The organism is Bradyrhizobium sp. P3_C3 (genome assembly GCF_056402655.1).
The window spans coordinates 236,145-250,729 of the sequence record NZ_JBFUGY010000005.1 but is presented as its reverse complement, the minus strand read 5'-3'; the positions used below and the strand labels follow the sequence as shown (position 1 = coordinate 250,729).

10 protein-coding genes are annotated in these 14,585 nt (G+C 65.9%); 9 read left to right on the top strand and 1 reads right to left on the bottom strand.

All coding sequences use genetic code 11. The features are described 5' to 3' along the window. Window positions 1-65 precede the first annotated feature (65 nt). The gene (locus tag AC1DW2_RS08660; protein ID WP_071915717.1) at window positions 66-1,589 is read left to right on the top strand and encodes a UxaA family hydrolase; all 1,524 of its coding nucleotides are present in this window, start codon (window positions 66-68) and stop codon (window positions 1,587-1,589) included. 13 nt (window positions 1,590-1,602) lie between these two features. Here the strand turns inward: AC1DW2_RS08660 and AC1DW2_RS08655 are convergent, their stop codons facing one another. Continuing rightward, window positions 1,603-2,529, bottom strand: a complete 927-nt coding sequence (locus tag AC1DW2_RS08655) for a lipase family protein (RefSeq protein ID WP_476076181.1) — start codon at window positions 2,527-2,529, stop codon at window positions 1,603-1,605. Between the two features lie 263 nt (window positions 2,530-2,792). Between AC1DW2_RS08655 and AC1DW2_RS08650 the strand changes: the two genes are divergently transcribed. From AC1DW2_RS08650 to AC1DW2_RS08615, 8 genes are all read left to right on the top strand, one after another. Then, on the top strand, window positions 2,793-6,062 hold the full coding sequence (locus AC1DW2_RS08650) for a transglutaminase family protein (protein ID WP_477005727.1): 3,270 nt from the start codon (window positions 2,793-2,795) through the stop codon (window positions 6,060-6,062). Window positions 6,063-6,089: 27 nt separating this feature from the next. Continuing rightward, the gene (locus AC1DW2_RS08645) at window positions 6,090-8,615 is read left to right on the top strand and encodes a circularly permuted type 2 ATP-grasp protein (protein ID WP_477005726.1); all 2,526 of its coding nucleotides are present in this window, start codon (window positions 6,090-6,092) and stop codon (window positions 8,613-8,615) included. Then, the gene (locus AC1DW2_RS08640; protein WP_477005725.1) at window positions 8,612-9,490 is read left to right on the top strand and encodes a transglutaminase family protein; all 879 of its coding nucleotides are present in this window, start codon (window positions 8,612-8,614) and stop codon (window positions 9,488-9,490) included. The genes AC1DW2_RS08645 and AC1DW2_RS08640 overlap by 4 nt, the downstream gene beginning before the upstream one ends. A gap of 206 nt (window positions 9,491-9,696) precedes the next feature. After that, window positions 9,697-10,524, top strand: a complete 828-nt coding sequence (locus tag AC1DW2_RS08635) for an HD domain-containing protein (protein ID WP_028146934.1) — start codon at window positions 9,697-9,699, stop codon at window positions 10,522-10,524. Window positions 10,525-10,635: 111 nt separating this feature from the next. Beyond that, window positions 10,636-11,526: an alpha/beta fold hydrolase gene (locus AC1DW2_RS08630; RefSeq protein WP_477005724.1), complete on the top strand. Its 891-nt coding sequence runs from the start codon at window positions 10,636-10,638 to the stop codon at window positions 11,524-11,526. 126 nt (window positions 11,527-11,652) lie between these two features. Beyond that, entirely contained in the window at window positions 11,653-12,279 is a 627-nt protein-coding gene (gene folE, locus AC1DW2_RS08625) for a GTP cyclohydrolase I FolE (protein WP_071915711.1), read from the top strand. Between the two features lie 32 nt (window positions 12,280-12,311). Then, on the top strand, window positions 12,312-13,841 hold the full coding sequence (locus AC1DW2_RS08620; protein ID WP_477005723.1) for an FAD-dependent oxidoreductase: 1,530 nt from the start codon (window positions 12,312-12,314) through the stop codon (window positions 13,839-13,841). A 128-nt stretch (window positions 13,842-13,969) separates the two neighbouring features. Further along, the gene (locus tag AC1DW2_RS08615; protein ID WP_014496836.1) at window positions 13,970-14,545 is read left to right on the top strand and encodes an HdeD family acid-resistance protein; all 576 of its coding nucleotides are present in this window, start codon (window positions 13,970-13,972) and stop codon (window positions 14,543-14,545) included. Window positions 14,546-14,585: the final 40 nt, after the last annotated feature.

The window sequence follows — 14,585 nt, the reverse complement described above, 5'->3', positions numbered from 1 at the left end:
AGCAGCGCACCGTTTCACGCTGCGCTGCGTCCGGGGCACGATAGTTTTGATACAGGAGACCTGCCATGACCATCAGCCCCGTCATTCGCCTCCATCCCGATGATGGCGTGCTGATCGCGCGCGCGAGCCTGCCGCCGGGAACATTGGTTGCCGACGGCGTGACCACGGTCGAGCGCATTCCCTCCGGCCACAAGGTCGCGATCAAGCCGATCGCAGTGGGCGAGCCGGTCAGGCGCTACGGACAGATCATCGGCTTTGCGACGGTGCCGATCGCGCCGGGCCAGCACGTGCATACGCAGAACTGCGGCATGGGCGATTTTTCCAAGGACTATGCCTATTGCGCCGACGTCAAGCCGACGCCGAACTTCGATCTGCCGGCGACCTTCGAGGGCATCCGCCGCCCGGATGGCCGCGTCGCCACGCGCAACTATATCGGCATCCTCACCTCGGTGAATTGCAGCGCGCATGTCGCAAGCCTCGTCGCCGACGTCTTCAAGAAGAATCCGTTCACCGGCGACAATCCGCTCGCCGACTTCCCCAATGTCGACGGCGTGGTCGCGCTGACCCACAAGACCGGCTGCGGCATGACGCAGAACGAGCCCTTGGCGCTGCTCCGCCGCACGCTCGGCGGCTATGCGCGTCACGTCAATTTCTCCCACGTCATCGTGCTTGGGCTGGGCTGCGAGGTGAACCAGATCGGCGGCCTGATGGAGGAGCAGAAGCTCGCCGGCCGCCTGCGCGCGATGGACATCCAGGAGGTCGGCGGCACCCGCAAGACTGTCGAAGCGGGTATTGCCTTCGTGCGTGAAGCTCTCGCGGACTCCAACAAGGTCAAGCGCGAATCCGTGCCCGTCAGCGAACTCACCGTGGCCCTGCAATGCGGCGGCTCGGACGGCTATTCCGGCGTATCCGCCAATCCGGCGCTTGGGGCTGCCAGCGATCTCATCGTCCGTCACGGCGGCACCGTGATCCTGTCGGAGACGCCGGAGACCTACGGCGCCGAGCACCTGCTCACGCGCCGCGCCGTCAGCCGCGAGGTCGGCGAGAAGCTGGTCGATCTCATGCGCTGGTGGGACGCGTATACCGAGCGCGAGGGCGCCGAGATGAACGCCAATCCGAGCCCCGGCAACAAGGCCGGCGGCCTCACCACCATTTTGGAGAAATCGCTCGGCGCGATGGCCAAGGCCGGCACCACCAATCTCGTCGACGTGCTGCGCTATGCCGAGCCCATCACCAAGAAGGGTTTCATCTTCATGGACACGCCCGGCTACGATCCGGTCGCGGCGACCGGCCAGGTCGCCGGCGGTGCCAATCTGGTCTGCTTCACCACCGGCCGCGGCAGCGTGTTCGGCTGCAAGCCGGCGCCCTCGATCAAGCTTGCCACCAACACGCCCATGTACAAGCGCATGGAGGAGGACATGGACGTCAATTGCGGCACCATCCTCGAAGGCGAGGAGAGCGTCGAGCAATGCGGCCAGCGCATCTTCGAGCTCATCCTGAAGACGGCGTCCGGACAGCCGACCAAGAGCGAAAGCTTCGATTTCGGCGGTGCCGAATTCGCGCCCTGGGTGCTCGGGGCGACGATGTGAGGCTACGCGGCAGTTACGGAATGGTGACCGACAACGCCCGGAAGTAGCTTGCCGGAACATGGTCGCGCACGAAGCCGGGCAGTACGTCGGATTGGTCGAGCGTCCGCGGGTCGATGTTGCGGAGTTCCTCGATGCTTGGGATCTTCAGGTGGAAATTGCCTCCGGTAAGAAGGGTACCAAGCCCGACTAGGTTGAAGCTGGGGTCGTTTCCCTCTTTCGACGCCGGCACCTGACCTGCGAAGGTCGAGCCAGACGCGCAACGCAGCATTCGGCCGACGTGGCGGAAGTTGCCTCGCAGGCTGGGTGGAACGGCCGGGACGATGTCGTTACCGTTGACGAGCCGGAACGTGCTTTCGCTGAGAGGCTCGTAGGCTTCAAAGAAATCCTGACCGCCGGTTCGCGGCCCGCCAAACGTGTAAATGGCGGTTGCCCGCAGGCCAGCATCCAACGCCCGCAGTGCCGAGATATTTGCCAAGGCGCCGCCCATGCTGTGTCCAGTAAAGAAGAGCGGCTGTCCGGCGCCGCCACTCCTGATCGCGACTTCGATGTCTGATCGGACTGCATCGACGGCTTCGGCAAATCCCTTGTGAAGAACATTTTGACTTGGTGCGAGGGTGAAGTCGGTGATCCAATCCTTGATACTGAGCGGATCGGTGCCGGAGAGTGTGACGAAAGTCGCGCCGCGTCCGACGGCGACAATGAAGCGGGCTTTTGGCGGTACCAAACCTGTAGCGGGAGTGTCGGCACCGAAGCCGCGCATCTCTAGCCCCAGTGCCGTCAGGATATTGTCTACCTTGTCGCGGTCGTCGGTCTCGTAGGCGAGCTGCGACAACCACATCATGGCTTGCGCGTTTCCCGGTGTGAAACCTGGCGTGACCGTGAAACCATCGAGCGCGTCGGCGCGATAGGAAGCCCGCGGGAATCTGACCAGAAAGCTCATCGGACACATCTCCTCTTTCAGGCCGCGCCACGCGTCGATACGTTGCGCGGCAACCATTACGAACGGGAGAGTCCATCATGCGCAAAGMGGCGCGTCGGGCGCGGCTTGTGCAGGCAATGGTTCATTCGATCATAGGTAGATCACTTCGGCAAGTGTAACTCGCAGATCAGCCCGCGGCGTAGGCAACCCGTGCCCGTTGTTAGTGCTTGATCCCACCCGGAACCGGTGTTCTGCTCAAAAAAGCTGCTGGAGCACCGCACCCCGTGTCGATCTACGTCGCATTACACCACGTCACGCACTACAAATACGACCGCCCGATCGATCTTGGCCCGCAGACGATCCGGCTGCGGCCGGCGCCGCATACGCGCACGCCGGTCCTGAGCTATTCGCTCAAGGTCACTCCGGCCAATCATTTCGTGAACTGGCAGCAGGATCCGCAGGGCAATTGGCTGGCGCGCTACGTCTTTCCGGAGAAGACGACCGAGCTGAAATTCGAGGTCGACTTCACGGCGCAGATGACCGTGGTCAACCCGTTCGACTTCTTCGTCGAGCCTTATGCCGACAGCTTTCCGTTCGAATATTCGAAGGATCTGAAGACCGAGCTCGCGCCGTATCTCGAGACCATCAAGCCCGATCGCCTGTTCGCAAAATTTCTCGACGCGATCCCGCCTGAAGCCCCGAACACCGTCAACTTCCTGGTCGATCTCAATCGCGAGCTTCAAAAGCACGTCCGTTACATCATCCGCATGGAGCCCGGCGTGCAGACTCCGGAGGAGACGCTCTCCTCCGGTGCCGGATCGTGCCGCGACTCCGCCTGGCTCCTGATCCAGACCTTCCGTCATCTCGGTCTCGCGGCCCGTTTCGTCTCCGGTTATCTCATTCAGATACGCCCCGACATCGATCCGATCGCGGGACCGCCAGAGGTCGAGAACGATTTTACCGACCTGCATGCCTGGGCCGAAGTCTATTTGCCCGGCGCGGGCTGGATCGGCTTCGACGCGACCTCGGGTATGCTCGCGGGCGAGGGGCACATCCCGGTTGCGGCCACGCCGCATTATCGTTCGGCGGCGCCGATCTCCGGCGGCGCCGGCTTTGCCGAGGTCGAGTTCGAGTTCGACATGAGCGTGAAGCGCATCCGCGAGGCGCCGCGCATTACAAAGCCGTTCTCCGACGAATCCTGGACGCGGCTCAATGACCTCGGCGAGCAGGTCGACGGCGATCTCGCCGCGCAGGATGTCCGGCTGACCATGGGCGGCGAGCCGACCTTCGTCTCCGTCGACGATCTCGAAGCGGCGGAATGGAACACCGAGGCCGTCGGCCCGACCAAGCGCGCGCTCGCCGACGATCTGATCCGCCGCTTGCACACGCGCTTCGGGCCGGGTGGCCTGCTGCACTTCGGCGAGGGCAAATGGTATCCCGGTGAAAGCCTGCCGCGCTGGGCCTTTGGCCTGTACTGGCGCAAGGACGGCGTACCGATCTGGAAGAATGCCGATCTGATCGCCAGGATCGAGAATCCGCGGCGCGTCGAGGTCAAGGACGCCCAGGAATTCGTGGAGGGCGCGGCGGCGCGGCTCGGACTTGATCCCGGCTACATCATCCCAGCCTATGAGGACACCGCGTACTGGCTCCAGAAGGAAGCCGAGCTTCCCCTCAACGTCGATCCGTCCGACTCCAAATTATCCGATCCCGAAGCCCGCGCGCGGATGGCGCGCGTGTTCGACGAGGGCCTCAACACGCCGCGTGGCTTCGTGCTGCCGGTGCAACGCTGGAACGCGCCGCCACGCTGGCGCAGCGAGCGCTGGCAACTCCGGCGCAATCATCTGTTCCTGATGCCGGGTGATTCACCGCTGGGCTTGCGCCTGCCGATCGGCTCGCTCGGCTACATCCCGCCCAACCAATATCCTTACATCGTCGAGCAGGATCCGTTGGAGCCGCGGGGCAAGCTGCCGGTGTTCACCCTCGCCGCGCGCCCGGAATCGCCGCCGCAGGTCGCGCCCGAGCATCTCAACACGTCCGTCCCCGTCCGCACCGCGATGTCGGTCGAAGTCCGCGACGGCGTGCTCTGCGCCTTCATGCCGCCGGTGGAGCGCATCGAGGATTATCTCGAGCTGGTCGCGGCCCTCGAAGCGACCGCCGAGGAGATGCAGATCCAGGTTCACGTCGAAGGCTATCCGCCGCCGTTCGATCCGCGCATCGAGGTGATCAAGGTGACGCCCGACCCTGGTGTCATCGAGGTCAACATCCAGCCGGCAAAGAGCTGGCGCGAGGCGGTCGACATCACCGTCGGGCTCTATGAGGACGCCGGCAAGACACGCCTCGGCGCCAACCGCTTCCTGGTCGACGGCCGCCACACTGGCACCGGTGGCGGCAACCACGTCGTGGTAGGCGGCTCCAGCCCGCAGGACTCGCCGTTCCTGCGCCGGCCTGATCTCTTGAAGAGCCTCGTGCTGTACTGGCAGCGGCATCCGTCACTGTCCTATTTCTTCTCCGGCCTGTTCATCGGCCCGACCAGCCAGGCGCCGCGCATCGACGAAGCGCGCCACGACAGCATCTACGAGCTCGAGATCGCGCTCTCGCATGTGCCGCCGCCGGGCTACCAGACGCCGCTGTGGCTGGTGGACCGGCTGTTCCGCCATCTGCTCGTCGACATCACCGGCAACACCCATCGCGCCGAAATCTGCATCGACAAGCTCTATTCGCCGGATGGCTCCACGGGCCGGCTCGGCCTCGTCGAATTCCGCGCGCTCGAAATGCCGCCCGATCCGCGCATGTCGCTGGCGCAGCAGTTGCTGATCCGCGCGCTGATCGCAAAATTCTGGCGCGAGCCGCAACAAGGCAAGTTCGTGCGCTGGGGCACTGCGCTGCATGATCGCTTCATGCTGCCTCACTTCATCTGGCAGGATTTTCTTGACGTGCTTTCTGAGTTGAAGCAGTCCGGCTATCCCTTTGAGCCAGAATGGTATCTGGCCCAGCTCGAATTCCGCTTCCCCGCCTTCGGCCGCGTCCATCATGGCGGCGTGACGCTGGAATTGCGTCAGGCGCTGGAGCCCTGGCACGTGCTGGGCGAGGAGGGCTCGGCCGGCGGCACGGTGCGCTACGTCGACAGTTCGGTCGAACGACTTCAAGTGAAAGCTGAGGGGTTTGTCGAGGGCCGCCACATCGTGACCTGCAACGGCCGCCGCTTGCCGATGACCTCGACCGGACGCTCCGGGGAGGCCGTGGCCGGCGTCCGCTTCAAGGCCTGGCAGCCGGCCTCTGGCCTGCACCCGACCATCCCCGTCCACGCGCCCCTGACCTTCGACCTGATCGACACCTGGAACGGCCGCTCGCTGGGCGGCTGCGTCTATCACGTCGCCCATCCCGGCGGCCGCAGCTACGACACCAAGCCCGTCAACACCTACGAGGCCGAGGCGCGGCGGCTGGCGCGCTTCCAGGACCACGGCCATACGCCGGGTCCGATGCAGCCCCCGCCCGAGGAACGCACAAATGAGTTTCCGCTGACCCTCGACTTGCGGACCCCGCTCCTGCAATGAGAAAGATGGTGGGGCAGGGAGAGGCGCATGGGCGAGGGCGCAGCCGAACAGGACGACAAGACGGGTAACGCGCAAGGTCAGCGCGAAGGCCAGCGCCGCCTCGCGCAATGGGTCCGCGACTATAGTCGTCTGCCCGGCATCCCCGACGAGTTCCTGGGGCCCGACGGCGCCCCCCGCGCGGTCTGGAGCCGCTTCTTCGACGCCTTCGGCGCGCTCGCGCCCGACGAGATCGAACGGCGGTTCGGCATGGCCGACCGCCATTTGCGCGAGGCCGGCGTCACCTACCGTGCGCCCGGCGACAGCGCCGACCGGCCGTGGTCGATCAGCCATCTGCCGCTGCTGATCGACGAGGCCGACTGGAAGCAGCTGTCCGCCGGCATCACCCAGCGCGCCGAGCTGCTCGAGCTCGTGCTGCGCGACATCTATGGCGAGGGGCGGCTGGTCGCGGAAGGCGCGCTGCCGGCCGCCGCGATCGCCGGCAGCCCCGAATATCTCCGCCCCGTCTGCGGCGTGCCGCCGCCGGGCGGGCGCTATCTCTCGCTCTACGCCGCCGATGTCGGCCGCGGGCCGGACGGGCGCTGGTGGGTGCTCGGCGACCGCACGCAGGCGCCATCGGGCGCGGGCTATGCGCTGGAGAACCGCCTGGTGCTCTCGCGCGCGTTCTCCGATCTCTACAAGTCGATGAACGTGCCGCGCGTCGCGCCGTTCTTCGAGGCGTTTCGCGACAGCCTGCGCGCGCGCGCCGATCGCGACGAGCCGCGCATCGGCGTGCTCACGCCGGGCAGCTTCAGCGAGACCTATTTCGAGCACGCGACGCTGGCGCGCTATCTCGGCTTCCTGCTGGTCGAGGGCGACGATCTCGCCGTCAGCGACAACCGCATCCACATCCGCACCGTCGCCGGCCTGAAGCGGCTCGACGTGCTCTTGCGCCGGGTCGATTCCAACTCGCTCGATCCGCTCGAGCTCGATGCGTCCTCGCATCTCGGCGTGGCCGGCCTGATCGACGTGCTGCGCAAGGACGGCGTCGTCGTCGCCAACATGCCGGGCTCGGGCGTGCTGGAGGCGCGCGCGCTGCTCGGCTTCCTGCCGGCCCTGAGCCGCCGCCTGCTCGGGCAAGAGCTCAAGATGCCGCATATCGCGACCTGGTGGTGCGGCCAGCGCAACGCGCGCGACGAGGTGTTGTCACGGCTCGACGAGGTCGCGATCGAGGGCGCCTACCGCCGCGGCGTTCCCGGCTTCGACAGCAACGGCCCGGTGCTCGCGAGCGAGCTTGACGCATCTGGGCGCCAGCGTCTTATCGACGCCATCAGCACGCGCGGCATGGACTATGTCGGCCAGGAGGTGGTGCGGCTTTCGACCATGCCGGTATGGGAGCAGGGCCAGCTCACGCCGCGTCCCTTCGTGCTGCGCGTGTTTGCGGCCGCGACGCCCGACGGCTGGGCCATCATGCCCGGCGGCTTCTGCCGGATCGCCGAGCAGGCGGATGCGCGCGCGGTGTCGATGGGCGACGGCGCGCGCGCCGCCGACGTCTGGGTGGTCTCGGACAAGAAGGTCTCGATCGCGACGCTGCTGCCCGCGACCGACAAGGTGCGGATCCGCCGCATCGCCGGTGTGCTGCCGAGCCGTGCTGCGGACAATCTGTTCTGGCTCGGCCGCTATCTCGAACGCGCCGAGGCAACGCTGCGGCTGGTGCGCGCGCTGGGCTCGCCGAGCGGTCCCAACAAGGGCACCGCGGCCTCGCTGCAATCGGCCGACCGCATCCAGCGCCTGCTGGTGGCCTGGGGCGCGATCTCGCAGGCCTCGCGCACTGCGCCGGGGCGCATCGTCGCCGAAGCGCTGCAGAGCCCGGAGCGTTTCGGCTCGGCGCTGTCGCTGGTGCGCGCGGCGCAGCGCACGGCGACATCATTGCGCGAGCGGCTGTCGCCCGACGCCTGGCAGGTCATCACCGAGATGGCCGATCGCCTCGCCTACGAGGTCGAGGACGACGACGATGTGCTGAGCGCGGCCGAGCTGACCTTGCAGGAGCTTGCGAGCTTAGCAGGACTGGCGCAGGAGAACATGAACCGCGCCGCCGGCTGGCGCTTCCTCGATATCGGCCGCCGCACCGAGCGCGCCATCAACACGACGCGCTTCGCGCGCCAGTTCGCCTATGACGAGGCCTGCGACGAGGATCTCGATATCCTGCTGACGCTGGTGGATTCCCAGATCACCTACCGCTCGCGCTATCTGCTGGCGCCGATCCTGGCGCCGGTGCGCGACCTCGCGGTGCTCGACAGCTACAATCCGCGTTCGGTCGCGTTCCAGGTGACGACGCTGAACGAGCACATCGCTTCGCTCCCGAGCCTGAAGGAGCACGGCCTGATCGAGCAGCCGCAGCGGCTCGCGGTGGCGGTGCAGGCGATGCTGGCGACCGCCGAGGCCGAGAAGCTCGAGGTCAAGACCCTGTTCTCGCTGGAACAGGACCTGCTCGGCCTCGCCGAGGCGATCGGGCTGCACTACTTCCCGCACGGCCCCAATGCCAGCCGGCCGGAAAAGCTGACGGGGCTGGCGTGATCTACGACATCCGTCACGTCACGACTTACGAATACGAGAGTGCGGTCAGCTTCGCCCGCTGCACGCTGCGGCTGGAGCCGAAGAGCGGCGACGGTCAGGAGCTGATCTCGCACAGGGTCGAGATCCGGCCGCGCCCGTCCGAGCGCCACGTCCGCCGCGACTTCTTCGGCACGCTCACCGAGAGCGTGGTGATCGAAGCCGCGCACCGAAACTTGCGCATCGACTCGCGCTCGCGCGTGTCCGTCTCGCGCAAACCGCCGGCGCGCGATGCCGTCAGCCCACCCTGGGAGAGCATCCGCGACATCGCGTTTGAAGCAACGAGCCTCGGGCCGTCCTCGCCGGTCGGCTACGTCTTCGCAAGCCCGCTGGTGCCGGTGCTGCACCCCGTCAGCGCCTATGCGGCCACGAGCTTTGCGCCCGGCGCAGGGATCCTCGCCGGTGCGACCGATCTCATGCACCGCATCCGCACCGAATTCCGCTACGATCCGAAGGCGACGGTGATCTCGACGCCGCTTGGCGAGGTCTTCGACAAGCGCCACGGCGTTTGTCAGGACTTTGCCCATGTGATGATCGCAGGGCTGCGCGGGCTCGGCCTTCCGGCAGCCTATGTCAGCGGCTATCTCCGTACCATTCCGCCGCCGGGCCAGCCGCGTTTGCAGGGCGCCGATGCCACCCATGCCTGGGTGTCGCTGTGGTGTGGGGCTGAGCTTGGCTGGGTCGATTTCGATCCGACCAATGATTTGCTGGTCGCCAACGATCACATCGTGCTCGCGGTCGGCCGCGACTTTTCCGACGTCTCGCCGGTCGATGGCATCATCGTCGGCTCGCCGAAACAGAAGCTCGGCGTCGCCGTGGACGTGCTGCTGGTGGAATAAAAGCGGTCTTGACGGGCCCGGCCAGGCTGTGTCGCGGCCCGACCGCAACCGTGATGTCGCAGGGCACAACAGCAACATATTTCCGTAAATTCGTCCCGGCGTTTGGTCACTTGGCCCAAGATGGGCTATGCTGGCCGTTGCGTCGAGGACACGAATGAGAGGTCGGGAGCTGGCGTGGGACACCACCGACAAGCGGGGCTGCATCCATGATGACGTTACCGAGACTGGCGGCTGAATCCCTGGAGAAGTTGCTGGGCTCGTTCATGCGTCGCAGATACGACGATTCCTATGCCAGGGTGGTGGAGGCCTCGACGCGCACCGCGATGGAATGCATCGGCAACAGCGATGCGCTCTATCACAATATCGAGCATACGATGCTGGTGACGCTGGCGGCCCAGGCGATCATGCTTGGCCGCAATCTGCACACGCACCTAGATGCCGAGGACTACATCCATATCCTGATCGCCTGCCTTGCGCACGACATCGGCTATGTTCGCGGGCTGTTTCCGGAGGACGACGAAGACGGTTTCGTGGTCGACGAGGCCGGCACCAAGGTGTCGCTGCCGCGCGGCGCGTCGGATGCCAGTCTGATGATGTATCACGTTGATCGTTCGATGCTTTTCGTGCGGCGGCGGCTGCCACCGATCCGCGGTATCGACAGTGAGCGCGTCGCCCGCGCCATCGAGGGCACCCGCTTCCCGGCCCGTGAAGGCCAGGAGTATGACGACGAAGCCTCGATCCTGCGCGCCGCGGACTTCATCGGCCAGCTCGGCGATCCCAACTATCTGCGCAAGGCCAACGCGCTCTATTACGAATTCGAAGAGGTCGGCATCAACCGCCAGCTCGGCTACGACTCGCCTGCCGACATCGTGAACCGCTATCCACAATTCTACTGGAACAGCGTCGCACCGCACATCCAGACCGAGATCGGCTATCTCAACAAGACCGAGATCGGCCGGCAGTGGATCGCCAATCTCTACAGCAACGTGTTCCGCGCCGAACGCGAGATCTCGCTGTCTGGCCCGCAGAAATAGCCCCCGTAGCCCGCATGGAGCGAAGCGGAATGCGGGGACGCCTGCATCCGCGAATCCCGGATTGCGCTGCGCTCCATCCAGGCTACGGCCTCTCAACTCCGTGAGCAAATCATGCAACAAAAAACCATCGCCACGGATATCCTCGACATCGCCTATCTCGAATACGGCGCACCGGATGGCTGGCCCTGCATCATGGGTCACGGCTTTCCCTATGATGTGAACGCCTATGCCGAGGCCGCGCCTCTGATCGCGGAAGCGGGTGCGCGGGTGCTTGTGCCCTGGCTGCGCGGCTACGGGCCGACGCGGTTCCGGTCCGCCGCGACGCTGCGCTCCGGCGAGCAGGCGGCGCTCGGCGCCGACCTGCTGGCTTTCATGGATGCGCTTCGCATCGAACGCGCGGTCGTCGGCGGTTACGATTGGGGCGGGCGCGCGGCCTGCGTGGTCTCGGTGCTGCATCCTGAGCGCGTGATCGCCCTGGTCTCCGGCAATTCCTACAACATCCAGAACATCGCGCGCGCGATGGAGCCGGCTTCGCCGCCGGAGGAGGCGGCGCTCTGGTATCAATATCTCTTCCACAACGAGCGCGGCCGGCGCGCGCTGGAGCGCAACAGGCGCGGCTTTGCGCGCCAGCTCTGGGCGATGTGGTCGCCGAAATGGGGCTTCGACGACGCCACGTTCGAGGCAAGTGCGGTGTCGCTCGACAATCCTGACTTCGTCGATGTCGTGATCCATTCCTACCGTCACCGCTATGGGCTGGTCGAAGGGGATCCCGCCTACGCCGCGATCGAGGCCAAGCTCGTCGCGCAGCCGCCGATCCGTGTCCCGACGATCGCGGTCGACGGCGACAGCGACGGCGTCAATCCCGGCACCGCCCATCATGCGCCCAGGTTCGAAGGCGTCTTCGAACGGCGTGTCTTCGCTGGAGCCGGCCACAACCTGCCGCAGGAGCGGCCTGCCGAATGGGCGCGCGCCGTGCTCGACGTGCGGAAAGCTGCCTCGTAAAGCCCGGCTTTCCCGCCCTGCCGCCCGGACGCCCGATTTTTCGCGACTTCGGGAACCTTTTCCGATTGCAGCCGTCCAAGCTGAGGGACCGCCAGATGTGCGCGGCTCATTGCAGGGAGGCTATTGATGAATTCACATGCGCGCAGGTTGGAGGGCGTCGCGGTGGCGCAGCTGCCGGGCGAACGGCCTGGCAGGGCCGAGGTCGAGCAGGCGGTCCGGACCATGATCCGCTGGGCGGGCGACGATCCCGCCCGCGACGGCCTGCACGACACGCCGGACCGGGTTGCGCGCGCCTTCGCAGAGTATTTTTCCGGCTATGCGCAGGATCCGACCGAAATCCTGCAAAAGACCTTTGAGGAGATCGAAGGCTATGACGAGATGATCGTCCTGCGCGGCGTTCGCTTCGAAAGCCATTGCGAGCACCACATGGCGCCGATCGTGGGCCGCGCCTGGGTGGCCTATATCCCGCAGGGTCGCGTCGTCGGCATCAGCAAGCTTGCGCGGGTGGTGGACATCTACGCAAAACGCCTCCAGATCCAGGAGAAGATGACCGCGCAGATCGCCAATACGATCAACGATGTGTTGAAGCCGGAAGGCGTCGGCGTCATCATCAAGGCGACGCATCACTGCATGACCACGCGTGGCGCGCACAAGCCCGGGACCGATCTCGTCACCAGCCGCATGCTGGGCGTGTTCCGTGACAACGCGTTGACGCGCCAGGAGCTGTTGGGGCTGGCCAATTCGGACGCGTGATCCGCGCGGGCCGAGCTGAAGGAGACGACACCATGACCGAGCACAAGACGCCGAGCGGGCCGGACCTCGACCTCACCAAGGGCGTGTTGCTGACCGCGTTCGAGGACGGCAAGCTGCTCGGCCATGTCGGCGAGGAAGACGTCTTGCTGGTGCAAGCCGGCGGCGAGGTCTTCGCGATCGAGCCGTCCTGCAGCCACTACCACGGCCCGCTCGCCGAAGGGCTGGTCGTCGGCGACACGATCCGCTGCCCCTGGCATCACGCCTGCTTCTCCTTGCGCACCGGCGAGGCCACCCGCCCGCCCGCGCTGAACGCGCTGGCGGTCTGGGAGGTCACGCGCGACCAGGACAGGATCTCCGTTCAGCGCAAGCGCGAGATGCCGCAGCCTGCAGCGTCACATCGCAGCGCGCCGACGCCGGAAAAATTCGTCATCGTCGGCGGCGGTGCGGCCGGCTTTGCGGCCGGCGAGACGCTTCGGCGCGAGGGCTTTGCCGGCGCCATCACCATGCTCAGCGACGACGCCGCGATGCCGGTCGACCGGCCGAACCTCTCCAAGGATTACCTCGCCGGCAGTGCACCCGAGGATTGGCTGCCGCTGCGGGGCGAGGACTATTATCAGGACGCGGGCATCGATCTCAGGCTCAACACGAACGTCGCAGCGATCGATCCGAAGGCGCGCACCATCACGCTCGGCAATGGCGACAAGCTGCCGTTCGACCGGCTGCTGCTCGCGACCGGCGCCGAGCCGGTCAAATTGCAGATTCCGGGCGCGGACCAGCCACACGTGCACACCTTGCGGACCGTTGCCGACAGCCGTGCCATCATCAAGGCGGCGGGCAGCGCGAAGCGCGCGCTGGTGATCGGCGCCAGCTTCATTGGCCTCGAAGTCGCGGCCTCCTTGCGGGCGCGCAAGCTGGAGGTGCATGTGGTTGCCCCCGAGGAGCGGCCGATGCAGCGTGTGCTCGGCCCCGAGATGGGCGATTTCGTCCGCGCGCTGCATGAAGAGAGCGGCGTCCACTTTCACCTCGAGGACACCGTGGAAAAGCTCGACGGCAAACGCGCCACACTGAAGAGCGGCGGCGTGATCGAGGCCGATCTGGTCGTGGTCGGGATCGGCGTCAGGCCGCGCCTTGTGCTCGCGGAGCAGGCGGGGCTCGCCATCGATCGCGGCGTCAGCGTGAACGAGTATCTCGAGACCAGCGCATCAGGTATCTTCGCGGCGGGCGATATCGCGCGCTGGCCCGATCCGCATTCGGGCCAGAACATTCGCGTCGAGCACTGGGTGGTAGCGGAGCGGCAGGGCCAGGCCGCCGCGCGCAACATGCTCGGCAGGCGCGAACGTTTCGACGCCGTGCCGTTCTTCTGGTCGCAGCACTACGATGTTCCGATCAACTATGTCGGCCATGCCGAGAGCTTCGACGACATCGCGATCGACGGCAGCATCGACGGCAGGGACTGCCTGCTGAAGTATCGCAAGGGCGGGCGCGTGCTGGCGGTTGCTTCGATCTATCGCGATCTCGATAGTCTCAAGGCCGAGCTCGACATGGAGCGCTCGCGCGCGTGAGGCGCCCCGTCCGCTCTTGACTTAAGTCAATGGGGGCTCCCGCGGGGCTGCTCTACTGGCTGTTGTCCCGGCGCGGCTCGTGCTATCCTGAGATGTGCCTTGGGACTTCGCATGCAGGAGTAGCCGTCATGACAAGTGCTTCGGATACGTCTCCAAACTTGGGTCTTGGGTCCGGCATTGCTGCGCTGCACGCCAAGTGGGGCTGGATCGTCGCCCTCGGCGTCGTCTATCTCATCACCGGCTTCATCGCGCTCGGCAGCATGATGATGGCGACGGTGGCGAGCGTGCTCGTGGTTGGTGTGATGATGATCATCGCCGGGGTCACCGAGGTGATCGGCGCGTTCCAGATGAAGAGCTGGGGCAAGTTCCTGATCTGGGCCTTGCTCGGCGTGCTCTATATCGTTGCGGGCTTCCTGACCTTCGAGAACCCGTTGTTCGCCGCGGTGCTGCTCACCTTGTTCCTCGGCGCGTCGCTGCTGGCCTCGGGCGCCGTCAGGCTGTTTCTCGCCTTCAGCATGAAAAGGGAAAGCCCGTGGGTGTGGGTGGCGCTGTCTGCGGTCATCACCCTGCTGCTCGGGCTCTTGATCCTGGCGCGCTGGCCGGTCAACAGCGTCTATATCCTCGGCCTGTTCCTCGGCATCGACCTGATCATGGCCGGCGCCGGCTGGGTCAGTCTGGGCTTTAGCCTGCGGCGGCGCCATTAAGGCTTGATCCGGAGAAGGACCGTGGTCGCCCAAGAGCGCG